The organism is Pseudomonas syringae, assembly GCF_023278085.1.
GTDB lineage: Bacteria > Pseudomonadota > Gammaproteobacteria > Pseudomonadales > Pseudomonadaceae > Aquipseudomonas > Aquipseudomonas syringae_Q.
Map to the genome: position 1 here is coordinate 1,694,005 of NZ_CP066265.1, position 26,885 is coordinate 1,720,889.

At 57.8% G+C, this 26,885-nt stretch carries 25 protein-coding genes and 1 pseudogene; 6 read left to right on the top strand and 20 right to left on the bottom strand.

The genetic code is table 11. The annotated features are described in order from the left end of the window. The first annotated feature begins 9 nt into the window (after positions 1 to 9). Genes I9H07_RS07715 through I9H07_RS07725 form a run of 3 tightly spaced genes read left to right on the top strand, consistent with a single transcriptional unit; the run spans position 10 to position 1,863 of the window. Positions 10 to 924: a CheW domain-containing protein gene (locus tag I9H07_RS07715; RefSeq protein ID WP_058390818.1), complete on the top strand. Its 915-nt coding sequence runs from the start codon at positions 10 to 12 to the stop codon at positions 922 to 924. Between the two features lie 57 nt (positions 925 to 981). Continuing rightward, entirely contained in the window at positions 982 to 1,461 is a 480-nt protein-coding gene (locus tag I9H07_RS07720; protein ID WP_007252116.1) for a chemotaxis protein CheW, read from the top strand. Continuing rightward, positions 1,462 to 1,863, top strand: coding sequence for a DUF2802 domain-containing protein (locus tag I9H07_RS07725; RefSeq protein WP_024643911.1), 402 nt, complete (start codon positions 1,462 to 1,464; stop codon positions 1,861 to 1,863). 528 nt (positions 1,864 to 2,391) lie between these two features. Here the strand turns inward: I9H07_RS07725 and I9H07_RS07730 are convergent. Both I9H07_RS07730 and fnr read right to left on the bottom strand, forming a co-directional pair. Then, positions 2,392 to 2,940, bottom strand: a complete 549-nt coding sequence (locus I9H07_RS07730; RefSeq protein ID WP_024674253.1) for an adenine phosphoribosyltransferase — start codon at positions 2,938 to 2,940, stop codon at positions 2,392 to 2,394. Positions 2,941 to 3,001: 61 nt separating this feature from the next. Continuing rightward, positions 3,002 to 3,733, bottom strand: coding sequence for a fumarate/nitrate reduction transcriptional regulator Fnr (fnr, locus tag I9H07_RS07735; protein WP_024674252.1), 732 nt, complete (start codon positions 3,731 to 3,733; stop codon positions 3,002 to 3,004). Positions 3,734 to 3,885: 152 nt separating this feature from the next. Between fnr and I9H07_RS07740 the strand changes: the two genes are divergently transcribed. Beyond that, complete coding sequence (locus I9H07_RS07740) at positions 3,886 to 4,362, top strand: chemotaxis protein (RefSeq protein WP_236425141.1); 477 nt, start codon at positions 3,886 to 3,888, stop codon at positions 4,360 to 4,362. Between the two features lie 12 nt (positions 4,363 to 4,374). Here I9H07_RS07740 and hemN read toward each other — a convergent pair whose 3' ends face one another. The 12 genes from hemN to ccoN form a co-directional block, all read right to left on the bottom strand. After that, positions 4,375 to 5,757: an oxygen-independent coproporphyrinogen III oxidase gene (hemN, locus tag I9H07_RS07745; protein WP_058823808.1), complete on the bottom strand. Its 1,383-nt coding sequence runs from the start codon at positions 5,755 to 5,757 to the stop codon at positions 4,375 to 4,377. 87 nt (positions 5,758 to 5,844) lie between these two features. After that, positions 5,845 to 6,528, bottom strand: a complete 684-nt coding sequence (locus I9H07_RS07750; protein WP_058392966.1) for a sulfite exporter TauE/SafE family protein — start codon at positions 6,526 to 6,528, stop codon at positions 5,845 to 5,847. Beyond that, the gene (ccoS, locus tag I9H07_RS07755; RefSeq protein ID WP_236425142.1) at positions 6,521 to 6,724 is read right to left on the bottom strand and encodes a cbb3-type cytochrome oxidase assembly protein CcoS; all 204 of its coding nucleotides are present in this window, start codon (positions 6,722 to 6,724) and stop codon (positions 6,521 to 6,523) included. The genes I9H07_RS07750 and ccoS overlap by 8 nt, the downstream gene beginning before the upstream one ends. Further along, a complete protein-coding gene (locus tag I9H07_RS07760; protein WP_236425143.1) occupies positions 6,703 to 9,162 on the bottom strand; it encodes a heavy metal translocating P-type ATPase in 2,460 nt (819 codons plus the stop codon). The genes ccoS and I9H07_RS07760 overlap by 22 nt, the downstream gene beginning before the upstream one ends. Positions 9,163 to 9,164: 2 nt before the next feature. Continuing rightward, positions 9,165 to 9,701, bottom strand: a complete 537-nt coding sequence (locus tag I9H07_RS07765; protein WP_058823805.1) for a FixH family protein — start codon at positions 9,699 to 9,701, stop codon at positions 9,165 to 9,167. A gap of 10 nt (positions 9,702 to 9,711) precedes the next feature. Next, a complete protein-coding gene (gene ccoG, locus I9H07_RS07770) occupies positions 9,712 to 11,130 on the bottom strand; it encodes a cytochrome c oxidase accessory protein CcoG (RefSeq protein ID WP_024674245.1) in 1,419 nt (472 codons plus the stop codon). Between the two features lie 22 nt (positions 11,131 to 11,152). Beyond that, positions 11,153 to 11,605: a type II toxin-antitoxin system VapC family toxin gene (locus I9H07_RS07775; RefSeq protein ID WP_024674244.1), complete on the bottom strand. Its 453-nt coding sequence runs from the start codon at positions 11,603 to 11,605 to the stop codon at positions 11,153 to 11,155. Further along, the gene (locus I9H07_RS07780) at positions 11,605 to 11,856 is read right to left on the bottom strand and encodes a type II toxin-antitoxin system Phd/YefM family antitoxin (protein WP_236425144.1); all 252 of its coding nucleotides are present in this window, start codon (positions 11,854 to 11,856) and stop codon (positions 11,605 to 11,607) included. The genes I9H07_RS07775 and I9H07_RS07780 overlap by 1 nt, the downstream gene beginning before the upstream one ends. 199 nt (positions 11,857 to 12,055) lie before the next feature. Next, positions 12,056 to 13,033: a cytochrome-c oxidase, cbb3-type subunit III gene (ccoP, locus tag I9H07_RS07785; protein ID WP_236425145.1), complete on the bottom strand. Its 978-nt coding sequence runs from the start codon at positions 13,031 to 13,033 to the stop codon at positions 12,056 to 12,058. Further along, positions 13,030 to 13,221 (bottom strand): CcoQ/FixQ family Cbb3-type cytochrome c oxidase assembly chaperone, encoded by a 192-nt coding sequence (locus tag I9H07_RS07790; RefSeq protein ID WP_024674242.1) that lies wholly within the window; start codon positions 13,219 to 13,221, stop codon positions 13,030 to 13,032. The genes ccoP and I9H07_RS07790 overlap by 4 nt, the downstream gene beginning before the upstream one ends. 5 nt (positions 13,222 to 13,226) lie before the next feature. Further along, positions 13,227 to 13,835 (bottom strand): cytochrome-c oxidase, cbb3-type subunit II, encoded by a 609-nt coding sequence (ccoO, locus tag I9H07_RS07795; RefSeq protein ID WP_024674241.1) that lies wholly within the window; start codon positions 13,833 to 13,835, stop codon positions 13,227 to 13,229. Further along, positions 13,832 to 15,277, bottom strand: coding sequence for a cytochrome-c oxidase, cbb3-type subunit I (gene ccoN, locus I9H07_RS07800; protein WP_236425146.1), 1,446 nt, complete (start codon positions 15,275 to 15,277; stop codon positions 13,832 to 13,834). Before ccoN ends, ccoO begins: the two co-directional genes overlap by 4 nt. A 636-nt stretch (positions 15,278 to 15,913) precedes the next feature. On the opposite strand from ccoN, the gene I9H07_RS07805 reads away from it, so the two are divergent. Beyond that, positions 15,914 to 16,603: an alpha/beta family hydrolase gene (locus tag I9H07_RS07805; RefSeq protein ID WP_058392971.1), complete on the top strand. Its 690-nt coding sequence runs from the start codon at positions 15,914 to 15,916 to the stop codon at positions 16,601 to 16,603. On the opposite strand, the gene I9H07_RS07810 is transcribed toward I9H07_RS07805, so the two are convergent. The 3 genes and pseudogenes from I9H07_RS07810 to I9H07_RS07820 all read right to left on the bottom strand — a co-directional run. Further along, positions 16,542 to 17,063: a hypothetical protein gene (locus I9H07_RS07810; RefSeq protein WP_024674237.1), complete on the bottom strand. Its 522-nt coding sequence runs from the start codon at positions 17,061 to 17,063 to the stop codon at positions 16,542 to 16,544. The two genes, I9H07_RS07805 and I9H07_RS07810, sit on opposite strands and share 62 nt — an antisense overlap. A 93-nt stretch (positions 17,064 to 17,156) precedes the next feature. After that, positions 17,157 to 18,749 carry an Ig-like domain-containing protein gene (locus I9H07_RS07815; RefSeq protein ID WP_236425147.1) on the bottom strand — a complete coding sequence of 531 codons (1,593 nt, stop codon included), beginning with the start codon at positions 18,747 to 18,749 and terminating at the stop codon, positions 17,157 to 17,159. Between the two features lie 55 nt (positions 18,750 to 18,804). Further along, a pseudogene (locus tag I9H07_RS07820) lies at positions 18,805 to 20,682 on the bottom strand (hypothetical protein); the annotation flags it as partial. A gap of 478 nt (positions 20,683 to 21,160) precedes the next feature. Here I9H07_RS07820 and I9H07_RS07825 point away from each other — a divergent pair. After that, complete coding sequence (locus I9H07_RS07825; protein WP_419204104.1) at positions 21,161 to 23,308, top strand: autotransporter outer membrane beta-barrel domain-containing protein; 2,148 nt, start codon at positions 21,161 to 21,163, stop codon at positions 23,306 to 23,308. 63 nt (positions 23,309 to 23,371) lie between these two features. On the opposite strand, the gene I9H07_RS07830 is transcribed toward I9H07_RS07825, so the two are convergent. The 3 genes from I9H07_RS07830 to I9H07_RS07840 form a co-directional block, all read right to left on the bottom strand. Continuing rightward, positions 23,372 to 23,905 carry a hypothetical protein gene (locus I9H07_RS07830; RefSeq protein WP_024674233.1) on the bottom strand — a complete coding sequence of 178 codons (534 nt, stop codon included), beginning with the start codon at positions 23,903 to 23,905 and terminating at the stop codon, positions 23,372 to 23,374. Positions 23,906 to 24,329: 424 nt separating this feature from the next. Next, a complete protein-coding gene (locus tag I9H07_RS07835) occupies positions 24,330 to 24,992 on the bottom strand; it encodes a hypothetical protein (protein ID WP_236423920.1) in 663 nt (220 codons plus the stop codon). 324 nt (positions 24,993 to 25,316) lie between these two features. Further along, on the bottom strand, positions 25,317 to 26,882 hold the full coding sequence (locus tag I9H07_RS07840) for a methyl-accepting chemotaxis protein (protein ID WP_024674231.1): 1,566 nt from the start codon (positions 26,880 to 26,882) through the stop codon (positions 25,317 to 25,319). Positions 26,883 to 26,885 lie beyond the last annotated feature (3 nt).

Sequence of the window (26,885 nt, forward strand, 5' to 3'; positions counted from 1 at the left end):
AGGCTGCACATGCTCCATTTTTTGTTGGGTCCCGGTATGAACCGCCCTGTAGAAGTTGCAACACGACCCAAACTGGCCTTGCAGTCCTATCTGGACGCATTGCTGTATGACGCTACCGCGGAGCTCGAAACAGCCTCTGACAGCCTCGATGATTTTCAGGCCGCCGTGCTCGAGGAGCAGGCGTTTGACGCGCGGATGCAGGCGCAGGTCAAGCCATTGGCGGTTGCAGTTGCTGCGCCCGCTGCAGTAGCTGTAGCCGTCAAGGTCGCAGCACCGGTTGCGGTGCCTGCGCCAGAGATTGAAGTCGCTCCGGTGATCGTCGCCGAAGCGGTGCAGGTTGCGGAGCTAAAGGTTGAAACGGCGGTGCCGACAGTAGATCTGGTCGAGCCTGTTGCCGAGTTGAGCACGCGGGTGACCCAGCGAACTCCGACGCCACCGCCGACCATTGATGGACGTCCGGCATGGGCTGCAGAGCCGTTCGAATGCCTGCTGTTTGATGTGGCTGGCTTGACGCTGGCGGTGCCGCTGGTGTGCCTGGGGTCGATTTACCCGTTGGCAGGGCAGGAGCTGACGCCACTGTTCGGCCAGCCGGACTGGTTTCTCGGGATTCTGCCCAGCCAGGCAGGCAACCTGAAAGTGTTGGATACCGCGCGCTGGATCATGCCGGATCGCTATCGCGATGATTTTCGCCAGGGATTGCAGTATGTGATCTCGGTGCAGGGATACGAGTGGGGGCTGGCGGTGCATCAGGTCAGTCGCTCGTTGCGTCTTGATCCGAACGAGATCAAATGGCGCACGCAGCGCGGTCAGCGCCCATGGCTGGCGGGCACAGTGATCGAACACATGTGTGCGTTGCTGGACGTTGCAGAGTTGGCCGAGCTGATAGCCAGTGGCGCGGTCAAGCAGTTGAACAAGTCGAAATAATCATGGGTCGGCGCCAGTGGCGTTACCCGCAAAGAACACACGTGAGGGGTTGGGGTTATGAATAAGTCGTCTGCACAAGGTTCCGAAGATCCGATCCTGCAATGGGTTACATTCCGTCTGGACAACGAGTCCTACGGCATCAATGTAATGCAGGTGCAGGAAGTGCTGCGCTACACCGAAATTGCCCCGGTTCCGGGTGCGCCAAGTTATGTACTCGGGATCATCAACCTGCGCGGTAACGTCGTGACCGTGATCGACACCCGTCAGCGCTTCGGCCTGGACCCGGTTGAAGTCAGCGACAACACGCGTATTGTGATCATCGAAGCCGACAAACAAGTGGTCGGTATTCTGGTCGACAGCGTGGCGGAAGTAGTTTACTTGCGTCAGTCCGAAGTCGAAACCGCGCCGAACGTGGGTAACGATGAATCGGCCAAGTTCATTCAGGGCGTCTGCAACAAGAACGGCGAGCTGTTGATTCTGGTCGAGCTGGACAAAATGATGTCCGAAGAAGAGTGGTCCGAACTGGAGAGCATCTGATTGATCTTTGAGGTAGCTGTCGTCTTCCTGGGCATTCTCTGGGTCGTTTCCCTGTTTTTGTTCCTGGCCCATACGAAGCGCCAGCGCAAGCTGGATGCGGCGCGTGACGAGGCGGCTGCCTTGCGTGATCAACGGATCAAGGAGTTGGCCAGGCGTCTGGACAACTACCAGAACGGTACGGTACGCATGGGCGAAGCCTTGCACGAACTGCGCGCCACCGTCGCACCGCTGCCGGACAAGCTGACGGCACTGGAACAGCGCGATCCCTCCACGCTGTCCTTTGCCCAGGCTGCGCGCCTGGTCGGCATGGGCGCCAGCATCGACGAGCTGACCCAGTCCTGCGGTCTGACCCAGGCCGAAGCGCAACTGATGACCAAACTGCACGGCAATACGGCCAGCTAGTTTCTCTTCGCTACAGGCCTGCGCTGCAACTTCAAGGTCGGACGCAGAGCGTCCAGCGCTGCATCCCCACGCTGGAGCGTGAGGAACGAGAATCCTGTAACCCTCGTGCCAATCCCTCCGCGCTGATTCTTGTTCCCATGCTCCGCGTGGGAATACATTTCGTGACTCTCTGCGTCACACAGCAGTTTTTCTTTGTCAGGTGGATTCGGGTTCGACTCAAGTCACCTTTTCGCCCCTCGGCGAGTTACTTTGATGGGGCCAAAGTAACCAAACCCCCTGGCTCCGTTTCCGGCCCGACTTCGTCGGGTTCCTTCGTCCTGACACTGATCCGGGGCTAGCCTGGCGTCCTGCCAGGCTACCCCCGGATCAGTGTCAGGACTCAGCCGTCACTTACGTCGCACCCTGCGTCGTCAGTGCCATCGCGATAAAAAAGCGCTTTTATATGCGTGCATGGATAGTTATCTCAAGACGTATGGATAGCCTTGAGCGCTGGAGCGTTCGGAACCTTTAACTCTCGTGCCTACGCCGTTACTGCTCGTCCAGTGCAAACTCGGTCAGGCAGAACGTAGGGATCTTCAGGTCGTTAAGACGCTTGGAACCGCCCAGTTCCGGCAGGTCGATAATCGCAGCGGCCTCATACACTTCGGCGCCCATGCGGCGGATCAGGTTGGCAGCGGCAATCAGGGTGCCACCTGTGGCGATCAGATCATCGAACATCACCACCGAATCGCCCTCGCACAGGCTGTCTGCATGGACCTCCAGATAGGCTTCGCCGTATTCGGTCTGATAGCCCTCGGACAGCACGTCAGCAGGCAGTTTGCCCTGTTTGCGGAACAGCACCAGCGGCTTGTTCAATTGGTAGGCGACCACTGAACCAATCAGAAAACCCCGTGCGTCCATGACACCGATGTGGCTGAAATCTGCCTCGATATAGCGCTGCACGAAGGTATCGATCACCTGACGCGTAGCCTTGGGCGACTGGAACAGGGGAGTGATGTCGCGAAACACAACGCCCGGCTTGGGGAAGTCTACGACCGGGCGTATCAGGGATTTGAAGTTCGGTTGATCGAAGGTCATCGGGGAGATCCATGGCAGTTCTGGCCGACAGTTTAAGCCCACCTGCCACAGATCGCACGCCTCAGCTGTGCATCGCACCGCCCGCCAGCGCACACAGCTCGATAGGGTCAATGATGTGGATCTCCTTGCCCTGCGCCTGTATCAGCTCGTTTTGCTGAAAACGGGTGAACACCCGTGACACGGTTTCAACCGCCAGCCCCAGGTGATTGCCGATCTCGTTGCGCGACATGCTCAGCCTGAAATGATTGGCCGAAAAGCCCCGCGCCCGGAAGCGCGCCGACAGATTGACCAGAAAGGTGGCAATACGCTCGTCGGCTGTTTTCTTCGACAACAACAGCATCATTTGCTGATCGTCACGGATCTCGCGGCTCATGACCCGCATCAGTTGTCGACGCAGTTGCGGCAGTTGGGCCGACAGTTCGTCCAGACGCTCGAACGGAATCTCGCAGATTGAGGTGGTTTCCAGCGCTTGCGCCGACACCGGATAGGCCCCGGCGTCCATGCCCGACATGCCCACCAGTTCGCTGGGCAGGTGGAAGCCGGTGAGCTGTTCTTCACCGCCGTCACTGATATTGAAGGTTTTCAGGGCGCCGGAACGTACTGCGTATACCGATTCGAAGGTATCCCCCTGACGAAACAGGAACTCGCCTTTCTTCAGCGGGCGGCCGCGCTTGACGATCTGGTCAAGCGAGTCCATATCTTCAAGATTCAGCGAGAGGGGCAGGCAGAGCGGTGCGAGACTGCAATCCTTGCAATGAGCCTGGGTTTGAGCGCGTTTTACTGGCTCGGACATCACTTGATTCCTTGTGGTAAATCACACATAGGTCGTAAGGGTAACCCACCCTTGCCAGACGGGGCCAGCTTCGAAGGCCATCTGCTTCATCAAGCTTCCCGCCGGAATGCCGATAGACCTGTATCTCTCCAGCTGACTCAGGATGCCTTGCCATGTCAACGACAGTTCCGTTGATCAACAGCATTACGATACGTACCGCGACCTCGCAGATCACCTACAGCCAGGCCAATGACAAATCTGTCGAGGCGCCTGCCGGCAATGCAAAGAGTGTGGAGGTCAATCTTTCAGCCGAGGGCAGGGCGGCAGCAGCCTCTGCACGGTCCGGTTCGAAAGACGCCGATATCGAAAATAGCGGTCTGCCTTCTTCTGTGCAGAAAATCCTCAAATCGATACGCGAATTGCAGCGCAAGATCGAAGAAACCACTGATCAGATTCAGAAAGTTCTGGCCGACAGAACGCTTACCCGTGAAGAGCGCCAGACCAAGGCCGCAGCGCTGCAAACCGTGCTTTCCACGTTGCAGGCTCAGGTGAGCAATTCCACCGCTGATCTGTCTTCGCTGATGAACAGCCTCGGTTCCAGCGATGCCGACAAGACAACAGCCGGTATGCTGGTGCTGGCCAAGATGTAAGGATGCACAGGATCAGATGGCGCGGGAAAAGCGCTGTCTGTTTTGCCGGGTCAGATAGGCGTCAAATACCATGCACACCGAGCGCACCAGCAGCCTGCCCGCCGGCAGTACCCGGATGCCCTCGTTGTTCAGCGCAATCAGCCCGTCCTCGGTCATCTGGGTCAGTTGCGGCCACAGTTCGCTGAAATAAGCTGAGAAGTCGATACCGAAGCTGTGCTCGATTTCGGCGAAATCCAGCGTGAAGTGGCAGATCAACTGCTGGATGATTGCACGTCTGATCCGGTCATCCTCGCTGCAGATCAGCCCTCGTCGGGTCGCCGGTTGATCGCTGTCCAGCAGCCTTTGGTATTCGTTCAGGTCGCTGCTGTTCTGGCTGTACAGATCGCCGATCTGACTGATGGCCGAGACACCCAGGCCGATCAGGTCGCAATGAGCCTTGGGTGTGTAGCCCTGAAAATTGCGTTTCAGGGTCAGGTCTTCCTGAGCGATCGCCAGTTCGTCGTCGGGCAGGGCGAAGTGGTCCATGCCGATGTAGCGATAGCCTGCGCCGGTCAGTTGCTCGATGGTGCGCTGCAGCATGAGCCATTTCGTTTGCGCATCCGGCAGGTCGGCTGCGTCAATGCGGCGCTGTGGCATGAAGCGTTCCGGCAGGTGGGCGTAGTTGAACACGGAGAGTCGATCAGGCTGCAACGCGATGATTTCATCCACTGTGCGACTGAAGGTCTCCGGGGTCTGTTTTGGCAGGCCGTAAATCAAATCGATATTGACCGAGCGAAATTGCAGCGTGCGTGCTGCTTCGACGATAGCGCGTGTCTCTTCCAGGGTTTGCAGGCGGTTGATCGCACGCTGCACGGTCGGGTCCAGATCCTGTACGCCGAGACTCACCCGGTTGAAGCCCAGTTCGCGCAACAGACCCATGCTCGCCCAGTCTGCCTCGCGGGGATCGATCTCGATGCCGTAATCCCCTGAGTCGTCCTCCAGCAGGTTGAAATGACTACGTAACTGCGCCATCAACCGGCGCAGCTCATGGTGGCTGAGAAAGGTCGGTGTGCCGCCGCCCAGGTGCAGTTGCTCCACCACCTGACCGGGCGACAGATGGCAGGCGAGCATCCGGATTTCCTGCTCGAGCCGCTTCAGGTAAGCCTGCGCTCGCCCGCGATCCTTGGTAATGACTTTGTTGCAGGCACAGTAGTAGCAAATGTTCGCGCAGAAGGGCAGGTGCACGTAAAGGGACAGTGAGCGCCGTGCCTTGCGGCTTTCGCGCAGGGCGTGCAGCAGGTCGAATGCACCCACCTGAGTATGAAATTGCACCGCGGTCGGATAGGACGTGTAGCGTGGTCCGGCGACGTCGTAGCGATGGATCAGATCTGAATCCCAGCGAATGGCGCCGAACATGCGTACGTTTCCCGATCAGGCTGGCGATGCCCCGAGCATACGCAGGCCTTGCAGGAAGAACCTTGATATGGGTCAGTCGCCGCTGTCTCAGTGGCCCATCAGCCAGTGTTGATGCGGCCCCGGCAAGGTCCAGAGGCCGAACACGATGACCAGCAACCCTCCCGCCACACGAACGCCGCGCTTGCGCAGCAGCGCAGTAGTGCGTTCGGCTGCCAGCCCGGTGGCCAGCAGGACCGGCCAGGTGCCGAGCCCGAACGCCAGCATCAGCAACGCGCTGTGCAGAGGGTTGTTTTGGCTGGCCGCCCAGAGCAGCGCACTGTAGACCAGCCCGCACGGCAGCCAGCCCCACAAGGCGCCCAACAGCAAGGCGCGCGGCAGGCTGGACACGGGCAGCAGGCGGCTGGCCAGCGGTTGCAGGTATCGCCACAGCCCACGGCCCAGACGTTCGATGTGCGTCAAGCCATTCCACCAGCCCGCCAGGTACAGCCCCATGACGATGAGCAATAGCGCAGCGGCCACTCGCAGGCCGGTGGCCAGCGGGCTTTGCGCGACCGCCCAGCCTGCCAGCCCGGAAAGCAGCCCCGCCAATGTGTAGCTGCAAATCCGCCCCAGGTTATAGACCAGCAACAGACGAAACCGGCGACTGCGCTGTTCCTTGGGGATGGCGAGGGTCAGCGCGCCCATCAGGCCGCCACACATGCCCAGACAATGACCGCCGCCCAGCAGCCCGAGCATCAGCGCCGAAAGCAGCAGCGGGGCGAGTTCAAGCATCGGGCTTCTCGCCTGTTGCGGGTGGTGGCGGTTGCGGCCTGGCCTGATCTGCCGCTGGCGGATCATCGAACAATACGCTGTGTGCCGGACCTTCCATGTCATCGTACTGGCCGCTGTCGACGGCCCAGAAGAACACGTAGATCGCGATGCCCACCAGCAGCAGGGCGGCAGGGATCATGATGTAAAGCGCGGGCATGAAACCTCCTGAACGGCTTGGGCTGGGGGGGCGAGTCGCGACAGGCGCAGCGCGTTGAGCACCACGATCAGCGAACTGGCCGACATGCCGATGGCTGCCCAGATGGGGGTCACCCAGCCCAGTGCGGCAAACGGCAACATCAGGCCATTGTACAGACCGGCCCAGACGAGGTTTTCGATAATGATCCGGCGGGTGCGGCGGGCCAGGTTCAGTGCTTCGATCAGCACCGCTAACCGATTGCACAGCAGCACCGCGTCGGCGCTGGTTTTGGCCAGATCGGTGGCTGAGCCCATCGCCACGCTGATATCGGCAGCTGCCATGATCGGTACGTCGTTGACGCCATCTCCGATCATCAGCACCCTGCGGCCTTGCGCCTGCAAGTGATGCAGCACGGCCAGCTTGTCGTCCGGGCGCATGCTGCCCCGCGATTCGTCGATGCCAAGCGCTGCGGCGACGCTGGCGACCATCGGCGAACTGTCACCGGACAACATCAACGTTTTCCAGCCGCGTGCCTTGCACGCCTGCAGCAGCAGCGCTGCGTCTTCGCGCAGGCGGTCGTCGAGCACCAGCCACGCCAGCGGCCCTTTCGCATCGCCGAGCAGCAGCCACTGACCGGCCTCTTCGGGCATGGGTGGCATCTCTGTATTACTCAGGGCGCAGACAAATGCCGGTTGGCCGATGCGCAGGCGGCGTGCCCCGACGCAGCCTTCAAGACCCAGCCCCGGCTGGCTGTATACGTCTTCGGCAGCCTGTGGCGCTTGCCCGAATGCACGGGCGATAGGGTGTTCGGAACGGTTCTCCAGCGCGGCGGCCAGTCCCAGACACTCATCGGCACTCAGTTCACTCAATGGCAGAATACTGCGCAGCACCAGCCGCCCTTCGGTCAGCGTGCCGGTCTTGTCGAAGATCACCGTGTCGATCCGGTTCAGGCCTTCCAGTACATGGCCTCGGGTCAGCAGCAGCCCAAGCCTGTGCAGCGTGCCGGTTGCGGCGGTCAAGGCAGTCGGAGTCGCCAGCGACAGCGCACACGGGCAGGTCGCGACCAGCATCGCCAGGACAATCCAGAACGCGCGCGATGCATCGATCTGCCACCAGACCACCCCGATCACGGCCGCTGCGATCAGTGAAAACAGCAGGAACGCCTGTGCGGCACGGTCGGCGATCTGCGCCAGCCTGGGTTTTTCGCTCTGGGCCCGCTCCAGCAGCCTGACGATCGCGGACAGCTGTGTCGCCTCGCCCAGTGCCGACACCCGAACGGTTAACGGCCCTTCCACATTAAGGGTCCCGGCAGTGACGGCGTCGCCGACGCCACGCGCCTGTGGCAGGTATTCACCGGTCAGCAGCGACTCGTCGACACTGGACTGACCTTCAAGAATGTTTCCGTCAGCCGGAATCACCGCCCCGGGTTGCACCAGCACCCGGTCAGCGAGACATAGCTCGCTGAGCATGATGCGCTCGGTCTGACCTTCTTCGTTCAGGCGCAGGCACGAGGCCGGCAGCAGATTAACCAGTTGTGCAGTGGCTGCCGCCGTGCGCTCACGGGCCCGGCGCTCCAGATAACGTCCGCTCAGCAGAAACAGGGCGAACATACCAACCGCGTCGAGATACAGCTCGCCCGTGCCGGTAATCGTGGTCCAGATGCCTGCGACATACGCTGCGCCAATCGCCACAGACACCGAGACGTCCATCGTCAAATGACGGCTGCGCAGGTCACGCAGCGCACCGCGAAAGAATGGCGCGCAGCTGTAAAACACGATGGGCGTGGTCAGAAACAGCGCCACCCAGCGCAGAATGATGTGTAGCTGCGGGCTGAGGTCAATATTGAACTCCGGCCAGGTCGCCATGGTTGCCATCATGGCCTGAAACCACAGCAGGCCCGCCACCCCGAGTTGCCGCAACGCCAGCTTGTTGTCATGTGCAAGACGTTCGGCTGCGCGGTCGGCCTGCCAGGGGTGAGCCACGTAACCAATGATGTGCAGCTCGTTGAGCAAGTGGCTGAACAGCAGTTGTTCAGTGTGCCAGCGCACCTGAAGGCGGTGGCTGGACAGGTTCAGGCGCGCCTCGACGACACCGGGCAGTCTGCCGAGTCGCTGTTCGATCAGCCAGCCACAGGCGGCGCAACTGATGCCTTCGACCAGCAGCGTGGTTTGCGAAACCGTCCCTTCATGGTGGACGAACGGCGCCTGCGCGTCGGGACGGTCGTAGAGTTGCAGTTCTTCCAGCAATTGCGTGGGCAGGCTTTGCGGGTTGGCGGATGCCTGACTGCGATGGCGGTAATAGTCCTCCAGCCCAGCGCTGACGATGGCCTCGGCCACGGCTTGGCAACCGGGGCAGCACAGCTCGCGGGTTTCGCCCAGCACCGGCGTGGTAAAGCGGCTGCCGGGCGGGACGGGCAGGGCGCAGTGGTAGCAGGGAGTGAGTCTGGAAAGGGTCGCCACGGTCAGCCTTTCCGGCCTTGTGCGGCCTGTAGCGGTTCGTCGCCGAGCGTCAGGTCTTCGCGGCCGATCTGCTCTTCTTCGAACAGGCGCCAGGTCTGGCCACCTTCGACACCCAGCAGTTCGACAAAACGACGGCCTTCGACCTTGTCCTGCAACTGACCGACATAACGGCCAGGTTCGGACGCGCTGCGCGTCAGGAATACCCGACGGTCCCTGGCGGGCTGGGTCGGGGAAATGAGGTTCAGTTCGAGCCGCTCCGGCCCGCTGTTGCCGCTCAGGCGCACCTCTGCTTCGCCGGTAAGTTCGTCCAGATGAACGCGAGCACGCAATTTTAGTGTCTGGGCCAGCACCTCGCGGTTGAGCGAGCGATTGATGCCCTTGCCAGCCTCGTAATAATTGTCGCTGACCAGATTGTCCGGGTTATTCACGGCGATGGTCACCATCGTCAGGCTCAGGGTCACCGAGCAGGTCAGGATGGCAATGATGATCCACGGCCAGAGTTGCTTGTACCAGGGGCTTGAAGCAGTCGCAGCGGGCATGAAAGTGCTCTTAACGAATAGTCGGTGGGCCGAGGAAGCTGCTTTGGGCTTCGACCTGAGTCTCGCCGTTGTCGATGTCTCTGAGGGTGAACGTTACTTCGTTCCTGCTGGATGGCAGTTTCTCGGGAGCGCTGGACAACTCTACCGGCAAGCTGACGATCTGGCCTGCCGGAACCTTGATTTCGCGGGTACCTTGCAGCTTCAGATCAGGCACGCCACTGGCCTCCAGCAGGTAAGTGTGATCGGCCTGATCCTTGTTCATCACTTTCAGGCTGTAGACGTTTTCAATACGGCCTTCGGCATTTTCCCGGAACAGCATGCGGTCTCTGCTGACATCCAGACCCGTCAGCGGACGCAGGTAAAACGCGCTCGCCAGCAGCCCGATCATCAATAGCAGGGCCAGCGCATAGCCAATCAGGCGTGGTCTCAGTGTGCGGGTCTGCTGCCCGGACAGGTTGTGTTCGGTGGTGTAGCGAATCAGGCCGCGAGGGTAATCCATTTTGTCCATGACCGTATTGCAGGCATCGACACACGCCGCGCAACTGATGCACTCCACTTGCAGGCCGTCGCGAATGTCGATGCCGGTCGGGCAGACCTGCACACACATCGTACAGTCGATACAGTCGCCCAGCCCCATCGCCTTGTGATCAGCTTCTTTCTTGCGCGGCCCACGGGCTTCGCCGCGATCCGGGTCATAGGAAATGATCAGCGTGTTCTTGTCGAACATCACGCTCTGGAACCGCGCATAGGGGCACATATAAATGCACACCTGCTCGCGCAGCCAGCCGGCATTGCCGTAGGTGGCCAGGGTGAAAAAACCGACCCAGAAATACGCCCAGCCGTCAGCTTCGCCGGTCACCAGTTCGAGGCACAGGTCGCGGATCGGCGCAAAGTAACCGACGAAGGTCACACCGGTAGCAAGGCCGATCAACAGCCACAGGCTGTGTTTAGCGAACTTGCGCAGCAGCTTGCTGACACTGATGGGCGCGTTATCGAGCTTGATACGCTGATTGCGGTCGCCCTCGGTGATCTTTTCGCACCACATGAAGATCCAGGTCCAGACGCTCTGCGGGCAGGTATAACCGCACCAGACCCGTCCGGCATAGACGGTGATGAAGAACAGCCCGAAGGCTGCGACGATCAGCATCCCGGACAACAGGATGAAGTCCTGCGGCCAGAAGGTCGCGCCGAAGATGTAGAACTTGCGCTCCGGCAGGTTCCACCACACGGCCTGATGCCCGTTGCGGGTCAGCCAGACCGTGCCGAAAAAGATCAGCAACAGCACGGCGCCACCCGCCATGCGCAGATTGCGAAACAGGCCTTTGAAGGCGCGGGTGTGGATCTTTTCCCGCGGCGCGTAAAGCTCGACCGTTTCGCTGCTTTCAGCGGGAAGAGGGGTAATGTCCTGGAGCGGAATCCGGTTGCTCATTGAGGCGTCCTGCAGCGAGGGCTCAACGTGCGCTCATCGAATAAAGGGCGGCGTCTTCGTTGAGCTGACTGACCCATGGATTGAGCAAAGCGACCCCACACGATTGAAAGTCCACAGTGTTTCGAGTCACCACGGTCATGCCGTGCACCAGCGCAGTGGCGGCGATCAGCGCGTCGCATTCGCTGCGTGGGTCGGGCACGTGCAACCGTGCGCAACGCCTGGCAACCTGAGTGTCGACCGCCAGTATGCGCCCGGCGAAGGCTTTCAAGACATGATGCTCCAGCCACATACGCAGCGCTACACCTTGAGCGGGGTCGCGGCGCTCCATTTGCAGCACACCTGTTTCGAGTTCCAGCACCGTAATCGCCGAGATGAACAGGCTGGACGCCATGTGGCCTCGCGACCAGCGCACCACGTTGGTGTCGGCGTTGCGCTTCCGGAGTTCGGAGACCACGTTGGTGTCGAGCAGAAACATCAGGACAAGTCCACTGGCCGGGGATTGATAACCGCTCGTTGCGGCTCGAATTCAATATCGATGTCAGTTGGCATGATCAGCATATCGGCAATACTGATTGCCCCGCCGGTCAGCTTCAGATAATCCTTAATCGACAGCAGCACATGAGCGGGCCGCCCCCTGTCGGTGATGAAGACCGGACCTTCATTTGCAGCCTTCTTGGCCCCGCTGGTGTCCTGATTGAATTCGCGGCTTGAAAGGGTCGTTGTCATGCAAGCCACCTCCTGAATGAGTAGATAAATGAGTGTCGCGATGAGCAAGTTTAGGCTTGTAGAGATGTAACTACAATGTGCGCGGTCTTTCAAATTGCAACAGGCAACTGCCTGTCCGGTTGTCTGGCGTTGCAGCGCAGCATCTCTACTTCACGGCTGCGATGGCTGCGAAGCGACCGTGAAACCGTATGCCTCGGACTTACTTCGGCTCAGCAGGTTTCTCTTGACGGGACAGGCTGTAAACATAGGCAGCCAGAATATGCACACGATCATTGCCCAGCAGTGCTTGCTGAGCAGGCATCTGGCCCTGGCGGCCGTCGCGGATGGTTTGCTGCAGTTGCGCGTAACTCGATCCATAAATGAAGGCGCGCGGATGCGCCAGGTCTGGCGCGCCCAGCAGGGGCATGCCTTTGCCTTCCGGCCCATGGCAGGCAGCACAAAGGGTAGAGAACGTCTTCTGACCGGCTACCGGGTCGGCATTGGCGTCTTCCGGTAGCGGCCGTTCGTCCAGTCGGGTCAGTACGTAAGCCGCCACATCGCGGACGCCCTGTTCGCCGAGTGCCGCGCCCAGCGCCGGCATCACGCCCTGGCGGCCTCCCATGATGGAGTCCTTGATCGCTTTTGCATCGCCGCCCCAGCGCCAGTCCGCATCGGTCAGGTTAGGAAAGCCGTAGGCGCCCTTTGCGTCAGAGCCATGGCAGACCGAGCAGTTGGAGGCAAACAGGCGAGCGCCTATTTTCAGCGCTTGAGGGTCTTTTGCCACATCCTCGACAGGCATCGAAGCGTATTGGGCGAACAGCGGACCGTAGCGCGCTTCGGCGCTCGCCACCTCTCGTTCCCACTCATGGACACTGGTCCAGCCTTGCTGACCGTCGGAGAACTGGATCTTGCTGTCCTTGTCTCGGTACTCATAACCGGGCAGCAGGCCCTGCCAGTTGCCCAGGCCGGGGTATAACACCAGATAGCCCACGGCAAAGACGAGGGTGGCGATGAACAGTTTGAACCACCAGCCGGGCAGAGGGTTGTCGTACTCCTCGATACCGTCGAACGAGTGCCCGACCTTTTCCTCGGTCGACTCGTCGCGCTGACCTTTGCGCGTACTCAGCAGCAGCCAGAGAATGGCGATCAGTGTGCCCAGCGTCAGCACCGTCACATACAGGCTCCAGAACGTGCTCATGGCCTGTCTTCCTGTTCGGCTCTGGCGTGCTCGACCTTGCTGATGGCGTCAGGGTCGTCGGCGAAAGGCAGCAGGGTTGCATCGTCGAACTGTGCTTTGCGCGCCGGGCTAAACACCCACAGCGTCAGACCGATGAACGCCAGCATCACCACCAGTGTGCCGAGCCCTCGAATCATTCCGATGTCCATCATGATCACCGCTTGCTTTTAATGAGGGTGCCGAGGCCTTGCAGATAGGCCACCAGCGCGTCCATTTCGGTCTTGCCTTGTACCGCCGCCGCAGCCCCTGCAATGTCTGCGTCGGTGTACGGCGTGCCGAGCGTGCGCAGCACCTGCAGTTTTTTCGCGGTCTGTGTGCTGTCGAGCTTCTTGTCTGCCAGGAACGGGTAGGCTGGCATGATCGAGGTGGGCACGAGGTCACGCGGGTTGTACAAATGCGCTCTATGCCATTCATCCGAGTAACGCCCGCCGATCCTCGCCAGGTCCGGCCCGGTGCGTTTCGAACCCCACAGGAACGGGTGATCCCAGACGCTTTCGCCCGCCACCGAATAGTGCCCGTAGCGCTCGGTTTCGGCGCGGAACGGGCGAATCATCTGTGAATGGCAACCCACGCAACCGTTGGCAATGAACACGTCGCGGCCTTCCACTTCCAGCGCGGTGCGCGGCTTCATGCCCTCGATCGGCTGATTGGTCACGTCCTGAAAAAACAGCGGGACGATCTGGGTCAGACCGCCGATGCTGACCGCGATGACCATGAAGAAAGCCAGCAGGCCGACATTCTTTTCGAGTGCGTCATGCTTCATGAGCGAGCCCCCGACACCGTGATCCGGGCCACGGCCTGCGAGGCCTGCGGGTCCGACCCGCGTATTGTGCGCAGCACGTTATAGGCCATCAGCAGCATCCCGCTGGTGAAAATGGCGCCGCCGATGGCCCGTACGACATAACCCATATGGCTGGCCTGCATGGCTTCGACGAACGAGTAGGTCAGCGTGCCATCCTCGCTCACTGCGCGCCACATCAGGCCCTGGGTGATGCCATTGACCCACATCGACGAGATGTACAGCACGGTGCCGATGGTTGCGAGCCAGAAGTGCGCGTTGATCAGGCTGACACTGTGCATGTGCGGGCGGGCATAAAGTTTCGGAATCATGTGATACAGCGAACCGATGGTGATCATTGCCACCCAGCCCAACGCCCCGGAGTGAACATGGCCGATGGTCCAGTCGGTGTAGTGCGACAGCGAGTTGACGGTCTTGATCGCCATCATCGGACCCTCGAACGTCGACATGCCATAAAAGGCCAGCGACACCACCAGAAAACGCAGAATCGAATCGGTGCGCAACTTATGCCAGGCCCCCGATAGGGTCATCATGCCGTTGATCATGCCGCCCCAGCTGGGCACCAGCAGGATGATCGACATCACCATGCCCAGCGACTGAGCCCAGTCCGGCAGTGCGGTGTAATGCAGGTGGTGCGGACCGGCCCAGATATACAGGGTGATCAAGGCCCAGAAGTGCACGATGGACAGGCGATAGGAGTAGACCGGACGCTCGGCCTGCTTGGGCACGAAGTAATACATCATGCCGAGAAAACCGGTGGTCAGGAAAAAACCCACGGCATTGTGCCCATACCACCACTGGATCATGGCGTCGGTGGCCCCGGCGTAGGCCGAGTAGGATTTGAACAGGCTGACCGGCAGCGAGATGTGGTTGACGATGTGCAGCATGCCGGTCACGACGATGAACGCGCCATAGAACCAGTTGGCGACATAAATGTGGCGGGTCTTGCGTATCACGATGGTGCCGAAGAAGACTGCCGCGTAGGCCGCCCAGACGATGGCCAGCAGTATCGCGATGGGCCATTCGAGTTCGGCGTATTCCTTGGTGGTGGTGTAGCCCATGGGCAAACTGACGACTGCCCCGACAATCACGGCTTGCCAGCCCCAGAACGTAAAGGCCGCCAGACCGTCGGAAATCAAGCGTGTCTGGCAGGTTCGCTGCACCACGTAATAGGACGTGGCGAACAGCGCGCAACCGCCGAAAGCGAAGATCACCAGATTGGTATGCAGGGGGCGCAGGCGTCCGAAGGTGGTCCACTCCAGCTCCAGATTCAGCCCGGGCCAGACCAGTTGCGACGCGATGAACACGCCCAGCCCCATGCCGATGACGCCCCACACCACGGCCATGATGGCGAACTGGCGCACCACTGTGTAGTTATAGGCAGTCGGAGTGATTGCTGTGCTCATTGCAGACTTCCACAATTCAGAGGGTGACCAGAGACGTATTCGGATGCAGGCTCGGCAATCGCACGAAGGCAGACCGAAAGGGCAGGGGCAGGACCGGACACGTGAGTGATCAGATGTCGGGTGTGTGCAGCAGACCGTGTGCAGGCAAGCTTAACTTTGAAAACGGGGTCTGGGAAGTCGCAACAATCAGCTGCCACGTGCAGCCTGGATTCCGCACCCCGTTGCAGGGTGCGGAGTTCAGGTTCTGCCACCGGGTTGCAGCATGACGGTGCAGCTATTCCGTACAGACGAGTTGATCAGGACTCCCGGAAGGGCTGCACACTTGTCTGGTCAGCAGTTGGAGCGTGTCATCGTCCGGCAAAATGGCCTGAGCAGGTAGATGACGCTGGAGACCGATTCGGTGGGGTGTCGCTACCGTGCGAAGCTGATGCCGCTTATGAAACCGCCCGGCTGTATCAGATTTGGGGCGCCCATGGCCTCGACACCGTTACCTTTCGCACCTTGGCAGATTACGCGGCCAGAGCTGAATGGTTGCTGTCCGGCGGCCTTTGGCGCATTGCGGCTGCCGGGCAGCAACCGAGCGGCTCACGGTTTATAGTGGCGGGCTACTGACAGACTCATCTGGATGAAGCAGGCATGAGCAAAGATTTATCACCCGTCAGCAATGGCGATCAATGGCTACAGCGTGTTCGCGAGAACGGCTGGGTATGGACAGCGGCGCAACCGGTCGACGGGCTGGAACCGCTGACGCTGGTGCTGGCGCATGGGGCCGGCGCGCCGATGGACAGCCTGTTCATGAACGACATGGCTGCGCACCTCTCGATCCAAGGGATCAGCGTCCTGCGTTTCGAATTTCCCTACATGGCTCAACGGCGTCAGGGTGGCAGCAAGCGTCCGCCCAATCCGCAAGCGCAGTTGCTCGACTGCTGGCGTGAGGTGTACGTCAGCGCGCGCAGTTCGCTTGCGGGACGTCTGGCGGTCGGCGGCAAATCGATGGGCGGGCGCATGGCCAGCCTGATTGCCGATGAGTTGCAGGTCGACGCGCTGATTTGCCTGGGCTATCCGTTCTACGCCGTGGGTAAACCGGACAAACCACGCGTCGCTCACCTGGCCGGGCTGAAGACACCGGCGCTTATCGTGCAGGGCGAGCGTGACGCCTTGGGCAATCGAGAAGCTGTCGAGGGTTACACACTGTCCGGTGCGATTCAGGTGTACTGGTTACCGACCGCCAATCACGACCTGAAGCCGCTGAAAATCGCAGGCATCAGTCATGACCAGTGCCTGGCTGATTCGGCACGCGAGATTGCCCGGTTCCTGCGTGCCTGAGTGACTGACAGCACAGATCGAAACAGCCTTCTGTTACTTCGAAATTGATTGATGAAAGGCTGAAACTGAAATGCCCTCTCAGCCTTAGCGTATGCGGGTCGGCTTCAAGCAGGGTCAGCATGCCGCCCTGGAAATGTGTGGAATGATAGATGGTGCTCTGTTTGAGCAGCCTTTCGCTGTAAACCACCTTGATCCGATCATTGCCTGGCAAGCGGTGAGTGCCCGGTTCGAGGTCGAGGTCCAGATACAGACCGATGCTGGCCTGTAGGCGACCGGCCCTGCCATCGGCGGCGACTTTCCAGATCCAGCGCTCGGGCTTGTGGTCCAGCTCTGAACGCAGGGTAAGTCGCCCTTGCAGGGAGGACACAACAAGTGGCTGCTGATTGATTTGAGCTTCGAAGATGCCTTCACGCGGGGGTTGCTGAACGAACGATGTGGCTGGCGCAGTGGTGGTGTGCATGGTTGGACTCTTGACGGCTTTTGAAGAAACGACAGGGCGTTACCCTTTTTGAGTAACGCCCTGCCTGATAGTCACTGAGGTTTCAGCAGACGGTCATTTGATCGCAACGCCGAGGCTGGAATTGTGGCTCTTCAATTTGAAGTTTCCGCCGGTAACCATGTTCTTCACGTAGTACCAGTTCCATCCGCCGATGCCGGCACTTGAAACGGTTGACGACCAGTAATTGCCGTTGCCCATCGGCCAGCGATTACCGTAGGCGGCATGGATCTCCACCAGTTCATGAATCGATGGAATCCGCGCGCCGTTGTTGCTCGCTGCTTTGCTTATCTTGGAAAAGCTGCCGCTGCCTACACCCAGGCAGTGAATGACGCCGGTCACACTGACCGGGTAACTCTTGCTGGCGCCCAAGGCATCGGTCACCGTGATGGTCGTTGCGCCTTTGCCTCGAACCGAGACCAGGCCATTGGCGTCCACTTTCGCCACCAACGGGTCGCTCGACGCATAGCTATAAGGTGTCTGACCACCGCTGGCCTGGCGCTGGACAGTGGTGTCGGCCGGGAAGTTGGGCAACAAATCCGGGTAACTCACCAGCAGGTAAACCTTGCCTGCCAGTTCGACCGGCGACGTATCGAGTACCAGCTCCTGGCTGGCAGCAAGAACCTGTAAAGCCAGCGTGTCGGATGCCTGCACAAGGCCATTGCTGCGATTGACCACGTAAGAAACCGAAACCGTCTGCCCGGCATTAGCTGTTACCAGAACAGCAGCAAACAGCACCTCCAGCGCCTTTCCTGCTTCAGCGGCTGTCAGGGTCTTTTCCTTGGTGTCACTGCCTTTCGGACCTTGCCATTGCACGATGACCTGGTCACCGGTTTTGAGGTTGGCGGCGGCGTCTATGACCACAGTGGCGCCAGAAGAGGCGTTGGCGGGGTCCAGGGTGCCGCCGGTGGCTTCCTTTACGGTTGGGGCGGGGAGGGGAGTTATGGTCGTAAGCTGAAGCTTCACGGTCACCGGTTCGGATGCCATGGAAAGATTTCCCGCAAGATCCGTGATCGTGTAATGGACCGGCGCTTCAATATCGCCGATCGACTCGAGAAACGATCTGACAAAATCGACCATGATGCGTTTCAGCCCCATGTCGTCCTTGGTCACTACCGCGGTCGGACCGGGGATAGTGTTCCAGTAGGTGTGAATGACGTCGCCTTCCTGCATGCCGTTATAGCTGGCAATCGTCCCGCTCAGGACATTGCCCATGCCTTCGAGTTCTTCGGAGGTCAAGCCGTTCTGGGTCTGGATGGGGAAAAGAATGGGGGCAAGTACCGGGGCTCCGGGTGAGGTGATGTCCACGGAAATGAGTGTTTTCTCAGAGAATTCAACAACCATGTTTCCAGGGTTTTCAATGGCGTAAGCGACTGAGTGATTACCCTCTCCCAATAGTGCTTGTGGAATCTCCAGGCTCAACGTATCCCCCGGCTTGTGGCTTGCCAGTATTTCCTTCTTGGGGCCAATAAGCATTTCGTTAAAGTACAGTTGATAGGTATAACCCGTGAGTGCGCCTGGCCATACTTCCAGCTTTACCTGGACAGGGTTGCTGAGTGAGGCGATGGGCAACAGTCCATTATTCAGTGCAGCCGGTATAACGGGGGCGTCCAGTGGTTTTCTGTGTGTATTAGCGCTTGAATCAGACATTTTTTTTCCTTAAAAGCTTTAGAGAATGCGGGCCATAGAGGCCCGCAACTGTTCACCTAATCAGGCAGGTAAAATCTGATGGACGGAGCATATTGACGATGACTCGAGTGATGCTGGAATTCGCCGGGCTTTGATTGCTGCCTTCCACCGGCTCGACAGTGTAGGTTGCCTCTGCGAAGCCAGTGCAGATAAGCAGCGTATTAATATGCGGAACTGTAAACGTGTGCCCTTGTAGAACATCAATCTCATCAAGCTTTCGAGTTGTTACATAGGTGGCTGCTTCAATTGGGTTGTTGAGTTCATCAAATCCCTTGAAGGTGAAAGTGATTCTTTGGCCCTCTGCAATATTTAAATAAGGCGAGACTTTAACATCCGCACCGTTCGGATTTTCGTTAGGCCCCAAGACTCCATTCGATGTCAGGTTGAATGTAGGTCCTGCCAACCCATCTTGGCCACCAGGTTGCTCCTCTCGAGACCGAACTGTGACAGGCTGGATCGGGCTGGTTACAGCATTAGGGTTGCCCGTTCGAGTGGCAGTGAAGTAAACAGGGATTTCTGCGCCAGTACCTTGCAATTTCATCAGTTCGTTATCAATCGGAATGATGAGGTCTCTTCCCGTAATAACGTCACTGGATTTTATTTGGTACCACTGCAGTTTTACCTGATTGCCCCAGTGTAGATTCAGGTCATCATTGACCTCGAAACCAGAATTCCAACTCACCAAGCCTCGGGCATTCAGTTCGTAATCATCCTCGTCGATGAAGTTGTCCTGGAGGTTCGGGTTCTGTACGCTTGAACCCTGTACGGTCAGCTTTTCCAATAAATCAGGGAAAGGAAGTGTCGTAAAAGTGTCAATGTTGGCGTCCAATGATATCCCTGCCAGTTCCCCGTTTCGAAGTACTTCATAACGGACTGCTGTGTTGCCTTGCGGACCGCGAGCAATTGCTTCGAATGGCAACTTCAATGTTAATATGATTGCTTCATTTTCGTCGCCAGATGCTACTGGAACAGGGGTCAAGGGATTGTCAGCCCCCCAGAACAATTGAATGCTATCAAGCGCTGCTGCACCCGGGTAATGTGGAATGTCGACCATTACGCCTGCCTGAGCTTCCAGATAATCAACTTGGTCGCCCACCGCGCTGTCAATAACAGGTGCCGGATAATTCGAAGGCAGCTCTTTCAGTCTCAATTTCACCGGTACAGTATTCGAGAGGATCGAAGCATTGCCCGCACGGTCTATGACTTGATAGCAGACCTGCTTTTCGTCTTCTCCCAACGTACTTAGAAACTCTCGTGTGAAGGTCACAACGACCTTATCCAGACCCATGTCGGTTTCGTTGACGGTAGCGCTAGGGCCTACGATATCCCCCCACCTCGTCAGGATACGGTCATGCTTGGCCATACCTGTGTAGCCAGCAATCTGTACATCAAGTTTGCCGCCCAATTGATCAAGCTCTGCGGCAGTCAGGCCATTTTGAATCTCGGCTGGAAACTGAATGGCAGCAAGTTCTGGAGCACCTGGTGCTGTCTTGTCAATCTGAATTCGGAAGATTTCTGATGCTTGTGACACTTGGTTAGCTGGATTGGTGACTACGTATGCAACATCGTGGAAACCCTCCAGCAACAGTTCAGTCGGGATCTCAAGTTTTAGTAAGTCTCCTGGCTTATGCGAGTCCAGAATCAGCTTTATTGGTCCAGTTTCACTGTTGTCGAAAAGCAGTTGGTAAGTGTAATTAGGGCGCGCGGCTGGCCATACCGTCAGGTCAACAATCAGGGGTTGGGACACTTCGGTGACCGGCAGCAGTCCTGGTGTGTCCTCATCATGAAAAGCGACTGCAATATCGGGAGCAGGCAGTTCAAGGTTCAAATTACGATATCCGTTTTTTGGAAGTGAAATAGGTGTTGGTAGGTTGTTTTTAAAAGTGTTTTTCATATGTAAATTCCTTTTGGTGACGCGTATGTAGGGTTTTTCCTACTTTCATGTGAAGCTTTTTTATAAAGGCATGTCTGGCTAGCTAAGCTGTCGCTAGTATTCCCAGTCACGATTTGACGTAATAGGTTTTTTGAAGGCTGGTCAAGAGGTGTGGCATATGTTTTTTTATTCGCGTTACAATTTTTTTTGTAGGAAGATCACATGGATGGCCGCCGTAAGAGGTTGCTTGTAAAGATTTGGGAATCTTCCTACATTTTCAGTGTTGAATAAGATGGGGTTTTATGAGTTGAGTAGAATACTTTTCCATTTTCAATAACCGAGGAGATGGATGGTGTCTTATAGCGGAAATAACGTCATTGGTTTACGGGCTGGCGCGTTTCAGCTTGCCGCGTTTGCGTTCGGATCATTAGCTACTGCGCAGGCATCAGCAGAGATGCAGGGCTTGGACGATGCAGTGGGACCGGGCCGTGAAAGAATCATGGTGGTTCTGCCTGGTGGAGAGAATTTTTATGCTATTGATTTGTCTGGAGAAGTGATTACTGTAGGTCCTGATACCGCCTTCGACTCCTACGTCATTAAAGATCAAGGTGTTCTTAATATAGTGAATGGGCGGGTCAACAGCGCTCGGGTGCAAAACTCTACGATAAATATTGAGTCTGGAGTTGTGGAGGGTGGTATCAGCCTTTCTGATGCTGTGGGGAATCTCAACAGGGCTAAGGTAAGCAATGAATTCGGGGCCGGTATTGTACTAGGGGCGGACAGAACGGCTGTTAATCATGGCTCCACAGTATCTGCTCATTCAAGCGAAATATCTGGAGCAGGAAATGGTGTTGCTGTCGGGGTGTGGGGGGAACTCAACATCTTCAACACGAGCGTGCATGGGTTCGCTTCGCAAACCCAAAGTGGCCAAGGTATTTTCGCTTCTGGAGCGAATGTGCTGATTGCTGATAACAGTCATGTGATTGGCGACATGAATGGAGTTAATCTTGTAGATGGATCTGAAGCCAAGGGCCTGGTGGGAAATAAGTCGTCAACGGTTATTGATCATTCTATCGTAGAGGGTTTAGGTGGGGCCGCTATCAAAGTCGACCTTCGCGTAGCGCTTGATATTGATGCCGATATCGCTGTGCAAAACCACTCCGAACTGCGGTCCGGGAACGGGAATCTTCTTGAGGTATCAGAGAGTAGCACCGCCAACTTCAAGGTCGACAACAGCATCCTCAACGGCAACCTCGTTGCCGATGACACCAGTACCTTGAACGTCACGCTGCAGAACGGCGCGCAACTCACTGGCGATATCGTCAACGGCAACGCGCTGGCTATCACTTCTGGTGGTCAGTGGCAGATGCAGGGTGACAATGCCGTCAGGTCGCTTTCCCTGCAGGGAGGCAGCGTCGGGTTTGGCGGCGAGGGCTTCCATACGCTGTCGCTCAACGAGTTGTCAGGTACAGGCACGTTTGGCATGCGGGTGGATCTGGACAAGGGTGTGGGCGATCTTATCGACGTCAACGGTCAGGCCAGCGGGCAATTCGGGCTGCGGGTGCGTAACACCGGGGTAGAGGTTGTATCGCCAGATATGACCCCGCTCAAGGTGGTGCATACCGAAGGTGGCGATGCTCAGTTCAGCCTGCTGGGTGGGCGGGTTGACCTGGGGGCTTATTCATACCTGCTGGAGCAGCAAGGCAATGATTGGTTCATCGTTGGCAAAGACAAGGTCATAAGCCCTTCGACCCAGAGTGCTCTTGCTCTGTACAGCGCAGCACCTGCCATCTGGATGAGTGAGCTTTCTACCCTGCGCTCGCGCATGGGCGAGGTTCGTGTCAGTGGCAAGGCTGGTGGCTGGATGCGCGCCTATGGCAGTCGGCTCAATACCACGACTGGTGATGGTGTCGACTACCGGCAGAAGCAAAGTGGCTTGTCGCTCGGGGCGGATGCGCCGATCGAGGTCAGCAACGGACGGTTGCTGGTCGGTGTGCTGGGTGGTTACAGCAAATCCGGTCTGGATTTGAGCCGTGGAACATCGGGGAAAGTCGACAGCTACTATGCGGGCGTCTACGGCACCTGGCTGTCTGACGATGGCTACTACGTGGATGGTGCGCTCAAGCTCAACCGCTTCCGCAACAAGGCAGACGTTGCCATGAGTGATGCGAGCAAGGCCAAGGGCGACTACAGCAACACGGGTGTAGGTGGCTGGGTGGAAGCGGGTCGACACATCAAGCTGGCGGATGACTACTTTCTTGAGCCGTTTGCCCAGTTGTCCACGGTGGTGGTTCAGGGGCAGGATCTGCGCCTGGATAACGGCTTGAAGGCGAAGAATGATCGTACTCAGTCGGTGCTGGGTAAAGTCGGCACCTCGCTGGGTCGAACTGTCGCGCTCAAGGACGGTGGGGTGTTGCGACCTTACGTTCGTGGTGCTGTTGCGCAGGAGTTTTCACGGCGTAATGAGGTGAAGTCCAATGACGTGACCTTCGATAACAGCTTGTTTGGCTCACGTGCCGAGCTGGGGGCCGGGGTCTCGGTTTCCCTGTCGGAGCGTCTGCAGGTGCACGCAGACGTCGACTACATGAAAGGCAAGCATATCGAGCAACCGTGGGGTGCCAATGTAGGGCTGCGTTTTGAGTTCTGATCAGAACAAGCCAGTACCCAGGTAAAACGAGGCCCCCGGTGAGTGATCGCCGGGGGCTTTTGGCTACTTGTCCGCAAGCCCGTTATTGATAAAGCGTTGGCGTTGGCGCGCTCTGGAGTTCGCGGGCATCGAGTGCTTGACGTTGACCCGTAACGCGGGTGATGTGCCGATCAGTCGATGATCGCGATAGAGCTCGTAGTAAAGGTCTACCAGGCCATATTGAGTGTGCGGTACAAAATCGTAGGATACGCACAGCACACGTATGACGCTGTTTTCGCCGACCCGATGAAAAAGTGTCGTTGTCGACAGGTTTTTCCCCCAATAGAAGCGAATTTCATCTCCACAGCACATCTTGACCGAGCCTGGAATGTGTACCACCACGCCCGTGTGCACCTGCTCGTGACTGACCGCAGCATCGCCGTTGTCGGGCAGTATCGGTGGTTTCAGTGTGTCTGAAACATCTGATGGAATGTGTTCAGAAGTCATTTTTTGATAGGTACTCTCTTGCAGTGGGGCTTCTCGCACAGCGTCTGGCTCTGTGGGTTTGCTCTTTTTTGAAGTGAGTGCAGCGACATCCTTGGAATACTCTTTATCCATCATGAACTCGATTATTTGAATTAAGTGAGTTGTTTTTGTTGTGCCCCCAGCTGTGGCACCGGAAATATTACAATGCACATTAGTGTTCAGGTCAAGTCGTTAAAATGTGCGATGGTAGTGCGAGGTTTACAAAGGTTTTGCTGTCACATTTGGTTTCAAGTTCGGACTAAATTATTGAAGGGTAGTGCTGAGGATGCTGTAAACAGGGGGTGAGGCTTATGTTGGGTGCTTGGTTTGGGTTTTTTTAATGAATGATATCTGTAGGACCTTTACTACAGACAATTCCTACATTTTTAAAAATAAGGCATTTTGTGAAATATCCCACTCAAGCGTAGGACTATTCACTCAAACTTATCATAAAGGTCTCGCACGGGTGGGCGTACGAAACCTTCAAGGTCCTGAGCAATAATGTAGGTCTCTGCCGTTAATCCTGCATGGACAGGGTTACCGGACGCGCCATAATCGAGCGATTGCCTGCGCGATCGATCACCTGATAGCTCATGGTGATGCTCTCGCTGTCCAGATCGAGCAAGAAGGCCTTGTCGAAAATGATCTGTACCGGGCGTTCAGTCAGGTTGTCAGGAGTGACCTCATGAACAGGGCCTTCCTGTTCATTGCACAGGGTCTGAATACGGTCGCCAGGCTGCATGTCGGCGTAGCCTGGAATGATGCCAGTCAGGGTTTCGCCGAGGTTGATCTGATGGAACAGCATGGGGGCCAGCAGCGCTGCGCCAGGGGCAGTGCGGTCGATTCGAATCTCAGTGGTTGCGGAGTCTGTTCGCATGCCGCCTGGAAACGTTAGCCATTGGTATCCAATCGCATAATTGCCATCTTTAGCGAAGTGTTCACCCTCAAGATTCATAACGAACGCGACCTCTTCGGGCGCGTTGGGATCAGAAATGGTCTGGGTGATCCCAGAGCCAACACCGTTAATCATAAGCTCGAAGCTGTCTTTTTCTTTGATTAAACCGCGCGCGGTAAAATGGACCGAAATACCTAAGTCAAGGTCTCGCACTTTGATGAGGCCGTCGCGTTCCGCTGCGGGAATGGATGGTGCTTCCAATGGCAGGTTAGTAAGAGTATTCATGAGTGTCTCCAATTAACAAGTCAAACGCCACATGGCGTCGATCTGGGTTTTTACTCAGGAGATAGGCAATAGTTACCCGTGGTAATAGATAACTACCGCACATCCCCTTGAATTCAACTAGTCGGAGTGTTCGTCGGGTGTCAATGCTCGACAGTCATGTTTTACTGCGGCTCTTGATGTTAAGGAAAAGTCTTACATGTTGCCCGGATGATTTGGCAATAGTTGTAGGGCGTGAAGATAACAAGCCCGCCAATCAATGAAGGGCACAATAAAAAGCCCCGACCAACCTGAGTTGGCCGAGGCCCTTTACAGCAGTTTCAACGCTCAGCGATTAAAGCGCTCCACCAACGAGTACTGCGAATTGGCGGTGTCCGTCAGTTCCCCGCTCAATACTGCCGAGCGTCGGGCTTCGTCGGCGGTTTTGTCGGCCAGTTCGGCGATAGTGGAAATGTTGCGGTTGATCTCTTCGGCTACCGCGCTTTGTTCTTCGGTGGCAGTGGCAATCTGAGTGGTCATGTCGGTGATGTTGGCGACCGCTTCGCTGATGCCCACCAGCGCCTGATCCGCTTCCAGCACCCGGGCCACGCCTTCTTCGGCCTGACGACGTCCGGCGTCCATGGTCTGCACGGCGTCGGTAGCCGTCTGCTGCAATTTGGCGATCAGGCCATGAATCTGGCCAGTAGATTCGGCAGTGCGTTTTGCCAACTGGCGTACTTCATCTGCCACCACCGCAAAGCCACGGCCCATCTCTCCGGCACGGGCCGCTTCGATGGCCGCGTTGAGGGCCAGCAGGTTGGTCTGGTCGGCGATGCCTTTGATCACATCGACCACGCCGCCGATTTCATCGCTGTCCTTGGCCAGTCGCGTCACGGTCAGGCCGGTTTCGCCCACCGAGGTGGAAAGGCGCTGAATGGCTTCGCGGGTTTCGCCGGCGATATCGCGGCCGCGACGGGTCAGCTCATTGGCTTGTTGAGTGGCGTCAGCGGCGCGATGTACATGGCTGGCAACTTCCTGGGTGGTGGCGGCCATCTGGTTGATGGCTGCGGCGACCTGTTCGGTTTCCACACGCTGACGTTCCAGCCCGGTCGAGCTGTCGTTGGCCAGCGAGTTGGATTGTCGGGCCTGACTGTTCAGATGCTCGGCGGTGTCCTGCAAGCGCGTCAGGCAGGTTTTCATGCGCGCTTCCTGGCTGAGGATCGACATTTCCAGACGCGCCTGCGGGCCACGGCTGTCGGTGTACATCTGCGCGATCAGCGGGTCAGAGGTGGTCTGTTCAGCCAGGCGCAGCAGGCGTTTGGTGCCGCGCTGTTGCCAGGACAGGCCGAGCAGGCCAAGCGGCACCGACAATGCGGCGGCAAGCGCGAAGCCCCAGTGCGAGTTGAGCCACACACCAATCAGAAAGCTCAACTGGCTGACCAGAATGAACGGCAGCCAGTCCTGCAACACCGGTAGCCATTTATCACGACCCGGTATGGCGCTCTTGCCCTGATTGATGCGCTTGTACAGGGCTTCGGCGCGACGAATCTGTTCGGCGGTCGGTTTGATGCGTACCGACTCGAAACCCACCACCTTCCTGTTTTCCAGCATCGGCGTCACGTAGGCGTTGACCCAATAGTGGTCGCCATTCTTGCAACGGTTCTTGACGATGCCCATCCACGGCTGGCCGGTCTTGAGCGTGGTCCACATGTGTTCGAAAACCGCCGGCGGAACATCCGGATGGCGAACGGTGTTGTGCGCGGCACCGAGCAATTCGGCTTCGCTGTAACCACTGATATCGACGAAGGCATCATTGCAGTACGTAATCGTGCCTCGGGTGTCGGTGGTGGAAATCAGTCGTTGTTCGGCAGGAAATGTCAGCTCACGTTGGGTGACAGGCTGGTTATTGCGCATGGG